Consider the following 16666-nt stretch of genomic DNA (forward strand, 5'->3'; position numbering starts at 1 on the left):
GCGTGAGGGCCGCCGCCGCGGCGACCCGGTTCGTACGTCTCACCGGGGCGCTCCCTGCGTGCCGTAGACGGTGCCGACGGTCGGCAGCGGGAAACTCAGCTCGTTGATGTTGGCCCGGCCGTTGATCGTCCGGTGCGCCGGGTCGTAGGCGTTCAGGACGTTGTCGGCCGCCAGCGGCGCGGTGTCGAGCGCTTCGGCGATGGAGGCCCGCTGGTCGACGAGGGACTGGGTGAGCGGGGCGAGCTGGTCCACCACCGACTTCAGCCGGGTCCTGTTGTCCTGGATGAAGCCCTTCACCTGCCCCAGCGCGGTGGCGAGCTGCTTCAGCGCGCCCGCCAGGTTCTCCTTGTCCTCGGCGAGGAAGCCGGTGACCTGGGAGAGCTGCTGCGCCGCCTGGTGCACGTGGGTGTCGTTGTTCTTCAGCATCGTCGTGAAGGACTGCAGGTAGGTGAGCGTCTGGAAGAAGGGGCCGCTGTTCTTCGAGAGCGTCTTGGAGACCTTGCCGAGCTGCTCGATGGTGTCCCCGAGCAGCTTGCCGTTGCCGCCGAGGTTGGCGGCGCCGGTGTCGAGCACCGCGGAGAGCGACCCCTTGGAGTTCGCGCCCGCGGGGCCGAGCGCGTCGCTGAGCTTCGTGATGCTCTCGTAGAGCTGGTCGACCTCCACCGGGGTCGCCGTGCGGCTGGCCGGGATCGTCGCCCGGTCGCGGATCTGCGCGCCGCCGGTGTACGCGGGGCTCAGCTGGACGTAGCGGTCGGAGACGATGCTGGGCGCCACGACGACGGCGCCCGCCTCGGCCGGCACCTTCACGCCCTTGTCCAGCGTGAGGTCCACCCGCACCTGGCGGCCCTCGGGCGTCACCGAGTCGACGGTGCCGACCTTCACGCCCAGCACCCGCAGGTCGGAGCCGGGGTAGACGCCGACGGCCTGGTCGAAGTAGGCGGTGATGCGTTTGCCGCCGCTCCCGCCGAACACGTAGATCCCGCCGGCGACCGCGACGAGTACGAGCACCAGTACGGTGCCGAGTGCGAGCCCGCGCCTCCTGGACATGCGTGCCGTCCTCCATGCGGCCATCAGCGACCGCCCTGCGTCTTGGGTGGCATGCATCCGGTGGTGGGAGGCGTGCCGGCGGGCAGGTAGTTCCGCGGGACGAGCCCGCAGAGGTAGGTGTCGAACCAGCGGCCGTTGCCGAGGGTGTTGCCGACCAGCCGGTAGTAGGGCCCGATCGCGGCGAGGGCCGCGTCCAGGCTCTTCTGGTTGTTCCGCAGGACGGTGGTGACCCGGCTCAGCGCGCTGAGAGTCGGCTCCAGCTGCTTGTTGTTGTCCTCGACGAGTCCGGTCAGCTGGATGCCGAGGTCCTGGGTCCCGGTGAGCAGCCCGTGGATGGCGTCGCGGCGCTTCTGCACCTCGCCCAGCAGCAGGTTCCCGTCGGTGATCAGCTTCTCGAACCGGCCCTGCTGCGCGGCCAGCGTCCCGGTGAGCTGCTTGCTGCCGGCCAGCAGCTTGGCGAGCTGGGCGTCCCGGTCGGAGATCGTCTTCGACAGGGCGGAGAGCCCCGTGACGGCGGTGCGCACCTGGGGCGCGGTGTCCTTGAACGTGGCGGAGATGGTGTCGAAGCTCTTGGCGAGCTGCGCGGTGTCGATCTCCCCGAACGTCTCGCCGAGCCCGTTGAACGCCTGGGTCACGTCGTACGGGGAGGTGGTGCGGTCGGCGGGGATGCGCCGGCCGGGGTCCTGCGCGGCGGCGCCGAGCGGGTCCAGGGCCAGGTACTTCTCGCCGAGCAGCGTCTTGATGCCGATCGCGGCCCGGCTGGCGTCGCCGATCCAGGTGTCCTTGACCTTGAAGGTCACCTTCACCTTGTCGCCGTCGAGCCCCACGCCGGTGACCTTGCCGACCTTCACCCCGGCGACCCGCACCTCGTTGCCGGGGTCGAGCCCCGCCGCCTCGGTGAAGTCCGCCGTGTACGTGGTGCCGCTCCCGATGAAAGGCAGCGCGTCGGCGTTGTAGACGACCGCGCCCAGCAGGACGAGGACGAGCAGCCCGACGATCCCGACGGCGACGGGGTTGCGTTCCGCCATCGGCTTCGGGCGCCGTCTCGACGCCCGCCGCCGCAGGCGCGACAGCCGGCTCATGACCTGCACCTCGCTTCGGTGATCGCGATACCGGTCGGCGCCTTGCTGCCGTCCGAAGTGGTCACGCCCGACACCTTGGCCTCGCAGAGGTAGAGGTTGAGCCAGGACCCGTACGACGCGAGGCGGGTGATCGTCCGCATCTTGACGGGTGTCTTCTGCAGGAAGTTCTCGATCTGCGGGGTGCTCGCGGCCAGGTTGGACGACAGCCTGCCGAGCTGGCGGATGTCCTCCTTGAGCGGCGCCCTGCCGTCGTCCAGCAGCCCCGCCGTACTGGTGGTGAGCTGCGAGATCGCGGTGATCGCGTCCCCGATCGGCTGCCGGTCGCCCGCGAAGCCGGTGACGAGGGTCTGCAGGGTGGCCACCAGGTCGTTGAACCCCTGTTCGCGGGTGTTGACGCTGGTCAGGACGGTGTTGAGGTTGGTGATCACCTCACCGATGACCTTGTCCTTGGCCGCCAGCGTGGTCGTCAGCGAACCGACGTTCCTGATCAGGCTGTTGACGGTGCCGCCCTCGCCCTGGAGGACCTGGATGATCTCCCCGGCGAGCTGGTTGACGTCCTTGGGCGACAGCCCCTCGAAGAGCGGCTGGAACCCGTTGAACAGCTGGGTCAGGTCGAGCGCGGGCGACGTGCGCTCCAGCGGGATGGTGGAGCCGGGTGTGAAGGACCGGTCCATCGGCCCGGTGCCCTGTTGCAGGTCGATGTAGCGCTGGCCGACCATGTTCAGGTACTTGATCGAGGCGGTCACCGAGGCGGGCAGCGCCCGGCCCTTCTCGACCGAGAACGTCACCTGCGCGACCCGCCGGTCCACCACCCGGATGTCCTCGACCTGGCCGACCTTCACCCCGGCGATCCGCACGCTGTCGCCGCTGATCAGCCCGGTGGTGTCGGTGAACCGCGCCTTGTAGCCGACGGTGTCCGCGATCCCGGTGTTGGCGATGCTGAAGGCCAGCACGGTGGTGGCCAGGGCCGTCACCAGGATGAAGACCAGCGACTTGATCAGCGGGCCCGCGATGCTCCGGCGCCTCACTTGAGACTCACCTCCGCGCCGCGGAAGACGGGACCGGCCAGCAGGCTGCTCCAGTCGGGAAGGGACTGCGGCGCCGTGTTCATCGCGGGCGCCAGCAGTTCGTTGACGAGTTGGTTCTCCTGCGGCGAGTTGGCGAGCCCGAGGCCGCCGCTGCCGCTGCCCGCACCGGCCACGGTGAGGTCCGCGGAGGTGAGGGGCTTCGTGGTGGCCGGGCCCGTGAGCCCGGGTGCCACCGTGTTGTCCGTCCCCGTCGGCCGGCCCAGGTACGGCACCGGGTAGCAGTTCGGCCCGGTGCTCGCCGTGTACGACGGCTTGTCCCTGCCGGGCACGTACTTGCCGAGCGAGGGGACGGTCCGCACGGTGACGTGCAGCCCCGGCTCGTCGGTGCCCTTGCCGAGCGCCTTGTCCATCGCCGGCACGAAGTTGGCCAGCGTGCGCAGGGTGCAGGGGAACGACGGCGCGTACTCGCCGAGCAGCTGAAGCGTGCCCCTGCTGTCGGCGGACAGCCGGATGATGGTGTCCTGGTTCTGCCGCAGGAACGCGGTCAGGTCCTGCGAGGTGCTGGTCGTCGACCCGTACAGGGTGCTGAGGTTGGCGCGCTGCTCGGCGATGGTGCCGCTGGTGGTGGTGAAGTCGGTCAGCGCCTGGAGGATGTCGGGGGCGGCGTCGCCGTACACGCGGCTGACCTTCACCAGCTCCTGGATGTCGCGGTTGAGGGTGGGCAGGTTCGGGTTCAGCTTCGCCAGGTAGGCGTCGAGGGTGACGAAGCTGTCGCCCAGCTTGGTGCCGCGCCCCTGCAGCGCCTGCGCGACGGCGCTGAGGGTGGCGGAGAGCTTCTCCGGCTGCACGGCGGTCAGCAGCGGCAGGACGTTGTCGAGCACCTGCTCCAGCTCGATGGCGTTGCTGGAATGGTCCTGCGGGATGGTGCTGCCGGCCTGCAGTTTCGTGCCCGAGGTGCTCTCGTTCGGCGGCACGAGGGCCACGAACCGCTCCCCGAACAGCGTCGTGGGCAGCATCTGCGCGGTGACGTCGGCCGGGATGCCCTTGAGCTTGTCGCGCTGGATGGCGAGCGTGACGCGGGCGCCGTCGCCGTCGGCGGTGATGCCGCGCACCTGGCCGACCACCACGCCGCGCAGCTTGACGTCCGCGTACAGGTGCATCGCGTTGCCGACGCTGCCGGTCCTGACGGTCACCGTCGCGTCGTCGGAGAAGTCCTTGTTGTAGATCGCCACGGAGAGCCAGATGAGCAGCACGGGGACGAGCAGGTACACCACTCCCGCGAAGCGGCGCTGCACGGTGCGGGCGTTCATCCGGCCACCCGCACCGTCGTCGTGGTGCCCCAGATGGCCAGGCTCAGGAAGAAGTCGGTCACGCTGATCACGACGATCGCGTTCCGCACCGACTTGCCGACCGCCACCCCGACCCCGGCGGGACCGCCCTCGGCGTGGAAGCCGTAGTAGCAGTGCGCGAGGATCACCACGACGCTGAAGACGATCACCTTGAGGAACGACAGCAGGACGTCGTCGGGCGACAGGAACGTCTGGAAGTAGTGGTCGTAGGTGCCGGACGACTGGCCGCTCACGTAGACCGTGACCAGCCGTGAGGCGAAGAACGAGCTGATCAGGCCGATCCCGTAGAGCGGGACGATGGCCACGACCCCCGCGACGACCCGGGTCGTCACCAGGTACGGCACGCTGCGGATGCCCATCCCCTCCAGGGCGTCGACCTCCTCGTTGATGCGCATCGCGCCGAGCTGCGCGGTGAAGCCCGCGCCCACGGTGGCCGACAGCGCGAGACCCGCCACCAGCGGCGCGATCTCCCGGGTGTTGAAGTACGCCGAGACGAAGCCGGTGAACGCGGCGGCGCCGACCTGGTTGAGCGCGGCGTGGCCCTGGAGGCCCACGACCGTGCCGGTGAAGAGCGTCATCGCGATCATCACGCCGACGGTGCCGCCGATGACCCCGAGCCCGCCGCTGCCGAAGGCGACCTCGGCCAGCAGCCGCTGGATCTCCTTGAAGTAGCGGCGCAGCGTCTTGGGGATCCACAGCAGCACGGTGATGTGGAAGATCAGGTGGTCGCCGCTGCGGTCCAGCCAGCCGAACCAGCGCTCGGACCGGGAGCCGGCGCGGGGAGCGGCGGGTTCGCGGTCGGGCGGGACGGGGGCGTCCTGCGGGGCGTCCTTGTCGAGGAGGGCCATCGGTCAGGATCCCTTCGCAGGGACGATCTGCAGGTACAGCCCCGTGAGCACCATGTTCACGAAGAACAGCAGCAGGAAGGTGATGACCACCGACTGGTTCACCGCGTCGCCGACGCCCTTCGGGCCGCCCTTGGGGTTGAGCCCGCGGTAGGCGGCGACGATGCCCGCGATGAAGCCGAAGATCAGCGCTTTCAGCTCGCTGATGTACAGGTCGGGCAGTTGGGCCAGCGCCGAGAAGCTGGCGAGGTACGCGCCCGGGGTGCCGTGCTGCATGATCACGTTGAAGAAGTAGCCGCCGAGCGTGCCGACGACGGAGACCAGTCCGTTGAGCAGCACCGCCACGAACATCGCCGCGAGCACCCGGGGGACGACGAGGCGCTGCACGGGCGAGACGCCCATGACCTCCATCGCGTCGAGTTCCTCGCGGATCTTGCGCGAGCCGAGGTCGGCGCAGATCGCCGAGCCGCCCGCGCCCGCGATCAGCAGGGCGACGATCAGCGGGCTGGCCTGCTGGATGATGGCCAGCACGCTGGCGCCGCCGGTGAACGACTGGGCGCCGAGCTGCTGGGTCAGCGATCCGACCTGCAGCGCGATCACCGCGCCGAACGGGATCGACACGAGGGCGGCGGGCAGGATCGTCACGCTCGCGATGAACCAGAACTGCTCGATCAGCTCGCGCATCTGGAACGGCCTGCGGAACATCGCGCCGACCGTCGTCACGGCGAGCGAGAAGAGCCGGCCCGTCTCGCGCAGCCAGCCGAGGCCGGGTACCGGCCGCCGCTCGGCCGGCACGTCCTGGCGGGCCGGAACCGTCGGGGGTGGAGCCGTCATGACAGCCCTCCGCCCGCACGTCCCGCGGGCTCGGCCCGGCCCGCGACGGCGGCGTGCCCGGTGCGGTCGAAGCTGGACTCGATCGCGTGCCGCGCGGCCGGCGGCAGCGTGTCCAGCATGCCGAGCACCCGCTCCCTGCGGCGCAGCACCGCCTGCCGGGCCGGCAGCCCGGGGGTCGGCTCCAGCTGCGGCTCGATCGTGCGCGGCTCGGAGCTGCTGCCGGTGACGCCGTGCCGCTCCTCCAGGGCGATCGTGGCCTCGTCCTTCTCCTCGGACATCCCGATCGGGCCGGCCCGGTGGCCGCCGAGGAACTGCGAGACGACGGGCTCCTGGCTGGTGAGCAGCACCTCGCGCGGCCCGAAGGCGACGAGCCGGCGGCGGAAGAGCATGCCCATGTTGTCCGGCACCGTCGAGGCGATGTCGATGTTGTGCGTGACGATCAGCATCGTCGCGTCGAGCTGCGCGTTCAGGTCGATGAGCAGCTGCGAGATGTACGCGGTGCGGACCGGGTCGAGCCCGGAGTCCGGCTCGTCGCAGAGGATGATCTGCGGGTCCAGCACCAGGGCGCGGGCCAGCCCGGCGCGCTTGCGCATGCCGCCGGATATCTCGCCGGGCAGCTTGCCCTCGGCGCCCAGCAGCCCGACCATGTCCATCCGCTCCATCACGACGCGGCGGATCTCGGACTCCTTCTTCCTCGTGTGCTCGCGCAGCGGGAAGGCGATGTTGTCGAAGAGGGACATCGACCCGAACAGCGCGCCGTCCTGGAACATCAGGCCGAACAGCTTGCGCGCCTCGTACACGTCGCGCTCGGGGCTGTTCACCATGTCGACGCCGTCGACCATGACGCGCCCGCGCTCGGGCTTGAGCAGCCCGATCACCGACTTCAGGAAGACGGTCTTTCCGGTACCCGAGGGGCCCAGCATCACGCTGACCTCACCGGGCGGCAGAGTGAGCGTGACGTCCTGCCAGACGTTCTGACTTCCGAACGACTTGGTCAGGCCTTCGACGACCACTTCGATTCCCATAACACCTCCCGGGATGGTTGGCCGGCGCCGTCGGCGGCGCCGGTGAAGGGCTGGTCAGCGGTGCGGCAGCGGCGGGATCTGGATCTCGGTTCCGGCCGCCGCGTCGCAGCCGAGCCCGGCCCAGGGCGCGCACAGCGTTCCCTGGTTGAGGTTGAGCGAGTTCCCCGGGCCCGAGACCGCCGAGGTGAAGAGCGCGTCCAGGTTCTCGCCGTGCGTCCCGCAGCCGGTGAAGGCGGGGATCGTCAGGTTCTCCTGGTGCAGCGGGCCGCCGTCGAGGATCGTGTAGTCGGGCTTGCCGTCGCCGCCGTTGGGCATGTGCGCGTCCTGCAGCCCCACGAGGGCGAGCTCGATCGGCTTCCTGGTGCGGCAGTTCGGACCCACGTCGAGCGGGGTGCCATTGATCTTGACGTCGTAGAGCCGGAGCCACTGGTATCCGTAGATCGTCGTGATGACGTTCTGCTCCACGAAGTTGGTGCCCGTCGTGACGATGGTCAGCAGCGGCTTCTTCGGGTCCGGGGTGAGGGCCATCTTCGCCGTCGTGGGCATGAACCCGTAGGTCAGGAAGGTGGAGTTCGCGACGGGGAGCGTCATGGATCCCAGCGAGTCGAACTCGTAGTACTGCGGGGGGTTCGGCTGGACCGCCATCCGCACGTTCATGTTGATGTACGTCAGGGACGGGCCCTTGGCGCCGCGCGGATCGTTGATGAGGGCGGCGCCGTTGAGCTTGTGGACGTTGGAGTACCCGATCGCGTAGGCGCAGGAGCCGAGGTCGAAGTTGGTCTCGGTGACCGTGGCGTCCGCGGCCTTCTCGTCCGCCAGCGGAATGTGGTCGAAGTCCAGCTTCCCCTTGGGGAGGACGTCGCAGTCGTACTTGCCGGAGTGCACCGGCGGCTCCAGCTTGATGGTGCTGTTGCGCGGTGCGCCCGGGGCGATCTTGGCCGGTCCCGACGGCGACGTGGCGGGGCCGCCCGGGGTCGGGGCCGTCGCCGACGGGGACCCGGGGGTCGAGGGCGACGCGGAGCCGGAGGGGGTGGGGTCGGGCACCGCGACCGGCACCGCGCCCAGGACCGCGTCCTGTCCGGCCTGCGGGGTGCACGCCACCTTCACGGGCGCCGTCGTGGCCGGTACCGCCGACGCGGCGGGAGAGGCCGCGGGCGGGGTGGCCGCGCTGGGATCGGCGGCCGCGGGGGTCCCTTCCGCCGCGGCCGCCTTGCCCGGCGTGAGCTCCAGTGCCAACGCGCCCGCACCGAAGCTCACCTGGCCCGCCGCCGTGACGGTCACCGGCGGCACCTCGCCCTTGAACGTCAGCACCAGGTCGTCCTTGCCGGCCACCGGGACGGCGGGGGCACGCAGTCCCGGCCAGGAGGCGTCGGCGGCGGACGTGCCCTGGGTGACGCGGGTGGTGAGGCTTCCGGTGCCGGCCAGCGTGCCGGCGGCGTCCGGCACGAGACCGTCGACCGCCGCGCGGGGCACGGTCACCGCCATCGTCAGATCACCGGGCTGGATCGGCCTGTCGACCGCTCCGGTCTCCGGGAACGACTGCGCGAGGGAGACGTGCACGGTCTGATCGCCGCCGGGGAAGGCGCACTTGTACGCCATCGCCAGCGGTCCGTCGCGGCCGACCGCCGCCGATCCGGCGCCGGGCAGCAGTCCCGCCAGGAGCGCCGCCGCGGCGATGGCCGCCAGCCGCACCGTACGGCGTGGGACCTGTGCACCCCTCATTGCGGTACTCCTCGGACTGCTCGGCGCAGGACTGCGGGTACTTCCGGACGGTGGCGCGTGAAAGTAACGGGGCGAACTCGTTCGAGACGCTGGACTTTACGTGCGGGTAATAACGAGGACAAGTGATCGAACACAGGAATGTTCGGCGATCTCACGGCCACCGGATTCTTTGTCACTCGGTGATAAAGACTGAGCGGAGGCCTGTATTCCATTGAGCACCGGTGAGCACCCGCTCCGCGCGGGACCCCGGCCCGTCGATCCGGGCCGGGGTCCGCACTGCGGGCGCCGGGCCTGTCCTGGGGGGACAGGCCGTGGCTCACGGGGAGGTGATCTGCAGGGTGCCGGGCGTCACGACGTAGTTGGCGCTGTACGTCGCGCTGTCGCCGTTGTTGATCAGGCCGAGGCAGATGCCCGAGACGTTGTACGCCTTGAGGTTGCCGCCGCTGATCGTGAGGGTGTGGGTGGAGTTGGTGTACTTCCCGGTCAGGGTGGCGGTGCTGCCGGCCGTCGGGCCGTTGAAGTCCGCGTTGCACAGACCGCTGATGTGCGCCTTCACCCCGGTCAGGGTGCCGGTGGTGACGCCACCGGCGTACGACGCCGCGTTGAGCTTCCAGGGCAGGCCCTGGGCCGTGACGGTGAAGGTGATGCCGGCCGGACCCGAGCAGCTGGTCCAGGTCACGGAGGAGATGGACGCGATGGCGGTGCCCGACAGGCCGGTGCCGTTCGGCGCGGTGCCGCCGGCGTTGGACTTGGTGCACTTGAGCTGGGTGCCGGTGTTGGTGTCCGTCAGGATCGGGTTGGTCGCCACCGCGGTGAACGCGCCACCGGCGCCGGTGCTGCCGGACACGGTCCAAGTGCCGGCCGCGGAGGCGGGGGAGGTGGCGAATCCGACGGCGGCGGCGAGGGCCGCACCGGCGACGATGGTGCTCTTGGTCAGCTTGCGCACGGGCTGATCCTTTCAAGGAGTTGGCGTACCTGATTAACCGTGATCCACGCTGTTCAGGCGGGGATTGCGACTGCGGCTCAATACCTGGAACGCGGCACCGAATGAATTCGGCTGCCCTTGCGAATGGGCACGTTACGCATCAGTAACAGGGTGGCGCAATACTCCAGCCAGAGATTGGAAGAACGACCTTACTCCCGAGTATTTTCTTATCGCCGAAGCAGTAAAACCCCGGCTCGAACTGTCCGGAAGTGAGCACGCACAGCGGTCCGGCGGCGAGCACCGGACACATGGTCCGTGCACGTTTACGGCCACCAGGTGCTGCGCTCCGGCCGCGGTTGGTCTATGTTGCGACGAGCTACGGCGTGTCGCACGTCACTCCTGACACGCCCCATGCCCCTGCCGGCGCGGCCTAGTTGAGGGGGGACGAGCGTGTCCGGAGCAAGACGGGCCGCGGGACCGGCCGAACCACTGCGGCCGATCCCGCAGGAGCTGGCGGCGATCATGTGGCCCGAACTGCCCAGTCTCTTCCAGGAGATGTCCACCGAGATCATCGGGGCGTTACCGGAGTACTCGAACATCCTGGACGGGCCCTACGGGCACGCGATCCGCATCGGCATCGAGCAGAACATCGCCACCTTCGTGGACCAGATCGCCGCCCCCTCCACGACCTCCGCGCTCCGCGACGACATGTGCCGCAGGTTCGGCCGCTACGAGGCGTACGAGGGCCGCAGCCTGGACAGCCTCCAGGCCGCGTACCGGATCGGCGCCCGGGTCGGGCTGCGCCGGGCGATGAAGGTCTCCGAGCGCTACAACCTCCCGCCCTCCGTCATGATGACCTTCGCCGACTCGCTCTTCGCTTACGTGGGCGAACTCGCCTCGCTCTCCCGCGAGGGCTATCTGGAAGCCATGGCCGAGCTGGGCGAGAAGCCCGACAACCGGCGCCGCCGGGTGCTGCGGCTGATCCTCGCCACCCCGGCCGTCTCGCCCGCCGCGATCGCCGAACTCGCCGAGCACGCCGCCTGGCCGCTGCCCGACGAGGTCACGCTCGTCGCTCTGGGCCCGGAGTCCAAGCTGACGCGGGCCGTCCTGGACCGGGACATCCTCGCCGACCTGTCCGGGCCCGAACCCCATCTGCTCGTCCCCGGCCCCCTCGACGAGACCCGGCGCGCGGCCCTCGACACCGCGCTGACCGGCAGCAGGGCGGCGGTCGGACTGACCACCCCGCTGGCCGGGGCGGCGGACTCGCTGCGCTGGGCGCGGCAGACCCTCGCCCTGGCCGGCGCCGGGATCGTCGAGGGGCCGCCGGTGGTGCGGTGCGAGGACCACTTACTCCCGCTGTGGCTGCTCGGCGACCCCGCCCTGATCGAGCAGCTCGCAAGGAAGCACCTCGGTCCCCTCACCGACCTCACCCCCACCCAGCGCACCCGGCTCGTGGACACCCTGCGCACCTGGCTCACCACCCGCGGCACCGCCGCCCAGATGGCCGAACTCCTCGACGTGCACCCGCAGACCGTCCGCTACCGCCTGCGGATCCTGGACCGCGCCTTCGGCGACCGGCTCGCCGACCCCGACGCCCGCTTCGCGACCGAGATCGTGCTCCGCGCCCTGCACCTCCAGGAGCGCGCGGGACCGTCGGGACTGCCGGGACTGCCGCCCGCCGCCCGCGAAACCTGCTGACGCGGAACCTGCTGACGCGGGGCCCGGCACGCCCCGTCAGGCGGCCGGGTACCCCGCCTCGGGGCACTCCCGCGCCGCCGCGTGCCACTGGAACTCGGCCCATACCGACTTGCCCTCCCCGCGCGGCTCCACGCCCCAGCGGGTGGCGAGGGAGTCGATGAGCAGCAGGCCGCGGCCCGAGGTCGCCGCCTCCCCGGGGGTCCTGCGCCGGGGCCAGACGCTGGAGCGGTCCTGGACGGAGAGCCGGACCCGGCGCGGCACGCGGCTGCGCACCGCGGGGACGATCTCCAGCGTCATCACGGCCCCGCCCTCGGTGTGCAGCAGGACGTTGGTGAGCAGTTCGCCCGCCACCAGCTCGACGTCGTCGACCAGCCCGGCCGCGCCCCAGTCCACCAGCGCCTGCCGCAGCACCGTGCGGGCCTCGGCCAGCCCCTCCGGGTCGGCCTGGTGGACGTACTGGTGGATGCGCGGGGCCTTGAGGGTGCCCGGGTCGGGCGCCCGGCGCAGCAGGAGCAGCGCCATGTCGTCCTCCGCGCCCGGCCGGGCCCACAGGCCGTCGGCCAGGTGGTCGGCGAGCGCGGCGGCGCCGTGCGGTCCGTGGCGCACGGCGTCGGTCAGCTCGTCCATGCCCTCGGCGATGTCCTTGCCCGGCTGCTCGACGAGCCCGTCGGTGCACAGCAGCAGGGTCTCCCCCGGCACCAGGTCCAGCCGGGTCTCCGGGTACTCGTGGTCCTCGAAGTGGGTGGCCAGGCCGAGCGGCAGTCCGCCGCGGACGTTGGGCCAGCCGGTGCGTCCGTCGTTGTGGCGGATCAGCGGGCCGAGGTGGCCGGCGCGCACCACGCGCACGTCGCCGGTGGCCAGGTCGACCTGGGCGTAGGTGCAGGTGGCGAAGCGCTCGGTGTCCAGCTCGGCGAGGAACTGCGAGGCGCGCGCGAGCACCGTGGAGGGGGCGTGGCCCTCGGCGGCGTAAGCGCGCAGCACGATGCGGAGCTGGCCCATCATGGCCGCCGCGTGCGTGTCGTGGCCCTCGACGTCGCCGACGACGACCCCGATGCGGCCCTGCGGCAGCGGGATCACGTCGTACCAGTCGCCGCCGACCTCCCGGCCGCTCCAGGCCGCGTGGTAGCGCACGGCGATCTCCCCGCCGACGACATCGGGGATCCGGCGCGGGAGCATCGAGGCCTGCAGCCCGGTGGCGAACTCGCGCTCCTGGTCGAAGAGCATGGCGCGCTGCAGCGACTGGGCGACGATGCCCGCCAGGACGAGGCACAGGTTGCGGTCCTCGGCGGTGAAGTGGGTGCGGTCCCGGTAGAACAGGCACAGGCCGCCGATGGAGCGCGCCTGGGCCACCAGCGGGAGGTAGGCCGCCGCCTCGATCTCCAGGTCGCCGATGTAGGGCCGCAGCCGGGGGAAGCGGTCGGCGAGCTCCGACAGCGAGCTCATGAACCGGGGGCGCTGGGTGACGATCGCCTCGTTCAGCGGGAGTTCGTCGTCGAGCCGGGTGAGCCGCAGGTCGGCGAGGACCTCCATCGACCGGCCGGTCAGCGCGATGATCCGGAGCATGCTGCCGTCGGCCAGGCCCAGCGCGAGGCCGTCGGCGCCGAACCGCTCCAGGCCGCCGCTGCCGGTCAAGGTGGCCGTGACGTCGTCGACCGTGACGGCCCGCGACAGGGCCTGGGTGGTCCGTTCCACCATGGAGGTCTGGCGCGCGCGGTCCTGCTCCATGGTCCGCACCAGGGTGGAGTGCGACAGCTCGGCGGTGGCGTCGCGCACGATGCCGATGACGCGCACCCCTCTGCCGTCCCCGTCGCGCAGGATGCGGCCCTGGGTGTGCGTCCAGCGCGCCGTGCCGTCCCGCAGGAAGACCTGGAAGTACATGCCGTAGGACGACGCGTGATCGTGCAGGGCGCGGCGGAACTCGGTGTCGAGCCGCTCGCCCTCCTCGGGCGAGACCCGGACGGCCAGCGACTCGGGCCGGCCGTCGTACTCGTCCGGCAGCAGGTCGAAGACCTCGAGTGCGGCGGCGTCCAGCTCCAGGGTGCCGAGCCCGAGGTCCCAGTCGAAGCTGCCCATGTGGTTCAGGGCGAGGCGCTCGGCCGGGCCGGTACGGGGTGCGTCGTCGCGGGGTGTGTCGTCGCCGGGCGGGCCGTCGCCGGGCATCCCGGTGTACGGGGGCTCGTCGCGGTCGGGCGACCGGTCCTGTTCGGGCATGTCCGTACCCCCGGGGAGTCGCGGTTCCCCTACCGGGATCGCATCGCCAGCATAGCTTTCGTCCTATTTGCTCGCATTTAGACAGCCGGTTCAGGGCGCCGCCCGGCGCTGCACACCAACGGCCCAACCCGGCGGCTCCCGACAGGACAGCGGGGGCGGGGTCGCGCAGGCTGGGCGCAGAGCCGGTGCCGACCGACGCCGTACCCGCCCCGGAAGGACCTCGACATGACCGCAGCCGGTGGGCTGGCCCTCATCCTCATCGGGGCGATCCTGAGATACGCGATCACCTGGCAGACCCGGTGGATCGACCTCAACGTCCTGGGTGCCATCTGCATGATCGGCGGAGTGGCGGGCCTGCTCCTCGGCATGCTGCTGACGTACAACCGGCGCCGGCGCACGGACCGCCGCCACCAGTCCGAGCGCGTCTACGAACAGCGGTACTTCGAGGACCCCCCTCGCCTGTGACCGCGCTGGACCGGGTGCTGGACAAGGTTCCGTTCGTCGGGCGCCTGGTCCGCGAGTTCACCGCGGTCAACGTCCTGGACTGCGCCACCCGGCTGGCCGCCCAGGCCTTCCTCGGCGCCCTGCCCGCGCTGTTCGTGATCGCCGCGTTCGCGCCCCAGGGCGTCCGCGACCAGCTCGTCGCCTCGCTGCACTCGGTGCTCGGGCTGCGGGACGACGCCCTGGACCAGGTCCGGCAGGTCTACGCGGCCGACGACAACGCCGAGAGCAACTCCATCGGCATCGCCGGCGTGATCGTCACCCTGCTCTCGGCGACGGCCTGCAGCCGCGCCCTGCAGCGCACGTGCGAGCGGGCCTGGCACCTGCCCCGGGCCGGGGCCCGCGTCGTGGCCTGGCGGTGGGTGATCTGGCTGGCGGTCTGGCTGGTCGACCTGCTGCTCCAGGGCCCGCTGCACAACGGCTTCGGCCTGGGCCCGGCCCTCGGCGTCCCGGTGCAGTTCGTCTCCGCGACGCTCCTGTGGTGGTGGACCCAGCGCCTCCTGCTGGGCTCCCGCATCCCGTGGCTGCCGCTGCTGCCCGGAGCGGTGCTGGTCTCAGCGGGCGTGCTGGGGGTCACCGTCTGGTCGGCGATCTACATGCCGGGGGCCGTCGACCGCAGCCTGCGGCAGTTCGGGCCCTTCGGGTCGCTCTTCGCCCTGCTCTCCTGGCTGATCGTGCTCTTCACCGTCGTCACGATCGGCATCTGCGCCGGCCATGTGCTCGCGCACGAGAAGCCGCTGGCCGGACGGCTGGGCACGCCCCCGGTCACCGTCTGACCGGCGCGGCGGTCACTGCGGTGGCCGGCCGTCCAGGGCACGGGCGAGGCTCGGCACCGGGAGGAAGGTTTCGGCGAGACCCGTCAGCCGCAGCAGCCGCAGGGTCGACGGGCGGTCGCAGACTGTCCGAAACTCGCCGCCCCGGAGCCGGACGCGGTGGCGCGTGCGGCAGAGCAGGGACAGGCCGTAGCAGTCGACGAACTCCAGCGGGCGCAGGTCGACGACGATCAGCAGCGGGGGCGTCCCGCTGGAGACGAGGTCCAGGTGCGGGGCCACGAACCGCGCGGTGTCGATGTCGAGTTCGCCGCACAGCTCCACGACGGTGAACTCGCCGGTCCGGTACGTCCGCGCATACGGATTGGCCGGGGGGACCAGAGGGGGTGGGCCTGACGGTGGAGGGCTGTGGGCGTCATCCTGCACCGGCGTCCCCTCCCGCGATCGACCGTGCGAGCGACCACCGGGGCCTGGGGTGACCTACGGTCACCGTAGCGGTCGGGAAATCGCACAGGGGAGTCGCTGGACCGGAACGGATACGTATCTTCACCCGTTCGGGTGAAGGCCACGAGGACGGACCGTCGAAAGGGGCTCCCGATGGTCCGTCATACTCCCTGCGTATCAGGCCTGTTGATAGATCTTCCGCAGGCGCTCCAGGGAACGCTCCTCGGAAAGGCTGTCCGCGCAGAGCCTTTCCATGGTCCGCCCGTAGAAGTCCACTTCCTCGCGCTTGTCGATGTAGAGGGCGCTGGTGAGCTGCTCCAGATAGACCAGGTCCGACAGGTCCGACTCCGGGAACCGCAGCAGGGTGAAGGCGCCGCCGCCCGCCGCGTGGCCGCCGATCTCGAACGGCAGGACGTGGACGGTCACGTTCGGCTGCTGCGCCACCTCCATCAGGTGGTTCAACTGCCCGCGCATGACGTCGCGTCCGCCGAAGGGGCGGTACAGCGCGCCCTCGTCCATGACCGCGACGAAGTGCGGCGCCCGCTCGGAGACCAGCAGCTTCTGCCGCTCCATCCGCAGCCCGACCCGGCGCTCGACCTCGGACTTCGCCGCGCCGGGGTGGCCGAGCTCGACGACCGCCCGGGAGTACTCCTCGGTCTGCAACAGGCCGTGGATGAACTGGACTTCGAAGGTCCGGATCAGCGAGGCGGACTCCTCCAGGCCCACGTAGGTCTGGAACCAGGCGGGGAGGACGTCCCCGTAGCCATGCCACCAGCCGGCCACGTTGGCCTCGCGCACGAGACCGAGGAGCGCCGCGCGGTCCTCGTCCTCCACCACGTTGTAGAGCGTGAGCAGGTCGGCGACATCACGTTCCTTGAAGCTCACGCGTCCCAACTCCATGCGACTGATCTTGGATTCGGACGCGCGAATGGAGTACCCGGCTGCCTCCCGGGTGATTCCTCCTGCTTCGCGAAGCCGCCGCAGCTGGGCCCCCAGCAAGATTCGCCGCACGATGGACCCGCCTCCCGGCTGCCCTGTGGTCATTTACGTCACGCTCCGCCCCTAGGTCGTCAGCAGTCTGCCACCTTTGCGCTGCGTTGAGTACTCATCCGGTCACACAGCACCACACGTGCATCGTTTCTTGCATCTGCACGTGCATCCGCCCTTGCATACCGTGTGGGCGTT

At 70.8% G+C, this 16666-nt stretch carries 15 protein-coding genes; 3 read left to right on the forward strand and 12 right to left on the reverse strand.

All coding sequences use genetic code 11. The features are described 5' to 3' along the window. Positions 1–39: 39 nt before the first annotated feature. From ABZ721_RS30105 to ABZ721_RS30145, 9 genes are all read right to left on the reverse strand, one after another. Positions 40–1047 carry an MCE family protein gene (locus ABZ721_RS30105; protein ID WP_358791906.1) on the reverse strand — a complete coding sequence of 336 codons (1008 nt, stop codon included), beginning with the start codon at positions 1045–1047 and terminating at the stop codon, positions 40–42. Positions 1048–1070: 23 nt separating this feature from the next. Further along, the gene (locus tag ABZ721_RS30110) at positions 1071–2129 is read right to left on the reverse strand and encodes an MCE family protein (protein ID WP_358791907.1); all 1059 of its coding nucleotides are present in this window, start codon (positions 2127–2129) and stop codon (positions 1071–1073) included. After that, positions 2126–3157 (reverse strand): MCE family protein, encoded by a 1032-nt coding sequence (locus ABZ721_RS30115; RefSeq protein WP_358791908.1) that lies wholly within the window; start codon positions 3155–3157, stop codon positions 2126–2128. Before ABZ721_RS30115 ends, ABZ721_RS30110 begins: the two co-directional genes overlap by 4 nt. Next, positions 3154–4467, reverse strand: a complete 1314-nt coding sequence (locus ABZ721_RS30120; RefSeq protein WP_358791909.1) for an MCE family protein — start codon at positions 4465–4467, stop codon at positions 3154–3156. The genes ABZ721_RS30115 and ABZ721_RS30120 overlap by 4 nt, the downstream gene beginning before the upstream one ends. Continuing rightward, positions 4464–5354 carry an ABC transporter permease gene (locus ABZ721_RS30125; RefSeq protein WP_358791910.1) on the reverse strand — a complete coding sequence of 297 codons (891 nt, stop codon included), beginning with the start codon at positions 5352–5354 and terminating at the stop codon, positions 4464–4466. Before ABZ721_RS30125 ends, ABZ721_RS30120 begins: the two co-directional genes overlap by 4 nt. 3 nt (positions 5355–5357) lie before the next feature. Next, a complete protein-coding gene (locus ABZ721_RS30130) occupies positions 5358–6185 on the reverse strand; it encodes an ABC transporter permease (RefSeq protein WP_358791911.1) in 828 nt (275 codons plus the stop codon). After that, on the reverse strand, positions 6182–7210 hold the full coding sequence (locus ABZ721_RS30135; protein ID WP_358791912.1) for an ATP-binding cassette domain-containing protein: 1029 nt from the start codon (positions 7208–7210) through the stop codon (positions 6182–6184). Before ABZ721_RS30135 ends, ABZ721_RS30130 begins: the two co-directional genes overlap by 4 nt. 54 nt (positions 7211–7264) lie before the next feature. Next, positions 7265–8932 carry a DUF6801 domain-containing protein gene (locus ABZ721_RS30140; protein ID WP_358791913.1) on the reverse strand — a complete coding sequence of 556 codons (1668 nt, stop codon included), beginning with the start codon at positions 8930–8932 and terminating at the stop codon, positions 7265–7267. A 316-nt stretch (positions 8933–9248) separates the two neighbouring features. Next, the gene (locus ABZ721_RS30145) at positions 9249–9878 is read right to left on the reverse strand and encodes a hypothetical protein (protein ID WP_358791914.1); all 630 of its coding nucleotides are present in this window, start codon (positions 9876–9878) and stop codon (positions 9249–9251) included. Positions 9879–10307: 429 nt separating this feature from the next. Between ABZ721_RS30145 and ABZ721_RS30150 the strand changes: the two genes are divergently transcribed. Further along, positions 10308–11555, forward strand: a complete 1248-nt coding sequence (locus tag ABZ721_RS30150) for a helix-turn-helix domain-containing protein (RefSeq protein ID WP_358791915.1) — start codon at positions 10308–10310, stop codon at positions 11553–11555. 36 nt (positions 11556–11591) lie between these two features. Here the strand turns inward: ABZ721_RS30150 and ABZ721_RS30155 are convergent, their stop codons facing one another. Next, the gene (locus ABZ721_RS30155) at positions 11592–13715 is read right to left on the reverse strand and encodes a SpoIIE family protein phosphatase (protein WP_358791933.1); all 2124 of its coding nucleotides are present in this window, start codon (positions 13713–13715) and stop codon (positions 11592–11594) included. A gap of 276 nt (positions 13716–13991) precedes the next feature. Between ABZ721_RS30155 and ABZ721_RS30160 the strand changes: the two genes are divergently transcribed. Further along, on the forward strand, positions 13992–14231 hold the full coding sequence (locus ABZ721_RS30160) for a hypothetical protein (RefSeq protein ID WP_358791916.1): 240 nt from the start codon (positions 13992–13994) through the stop codon (positions 14229–14231). Then, complete coding sequence (locus ABZ721_RS30165) at positions 14228–15043, forward strand: YhjD/YihY/BrkB family envelope integrity protein (RefSeq protein ID WP_358791917.1); 816 nt, start codon at positions 14228–14230, stop codon at positions 15041–15043. Before ABZ721_RS30160 ends, ABZ721_RS30165 begins: the two co-directional genes overlap by 4 nt. A 12-nt stretch (positions 15044–15055) precedes the next feature. Here ABZ721_RS30165 and ABZ721_RS30170 read toward each other — a convergent pair whose 3' ends face one another. Next, positions 15056–15463, reverse strand: coding sequence for an anti-sigma factor antagonist (locus ABZ721_RS30170; RefSeq protein WP_358791918.1), 408 nt, complete (start codon positions 15461–15463; stop codon positions 15056–15058). 195 nt (positions 15464–15658) lie between these two features. Further along, positions 15659–16525 (reverse strand): helix-turn-helix transcriptional regulator, encoded by an 867-nt coding sequence (locus ABZ721_RS30175; protein ID WP_358791919.1) that lies wholly within the window; start codon positions 16523–16525, stop codon positions 15659–15661. Positions 16526–16666: the final 141 nt, after the last annotated feature.

It is taken from the genome of Streptomyces sp. NPDC006733 (genome assembly GCF_040636125.1).
Lineage (GTDB): Bacteria > Actinomycetota > Actinomycetes > Streptomycetales > Streptomycetaceae > Actinacidiphila.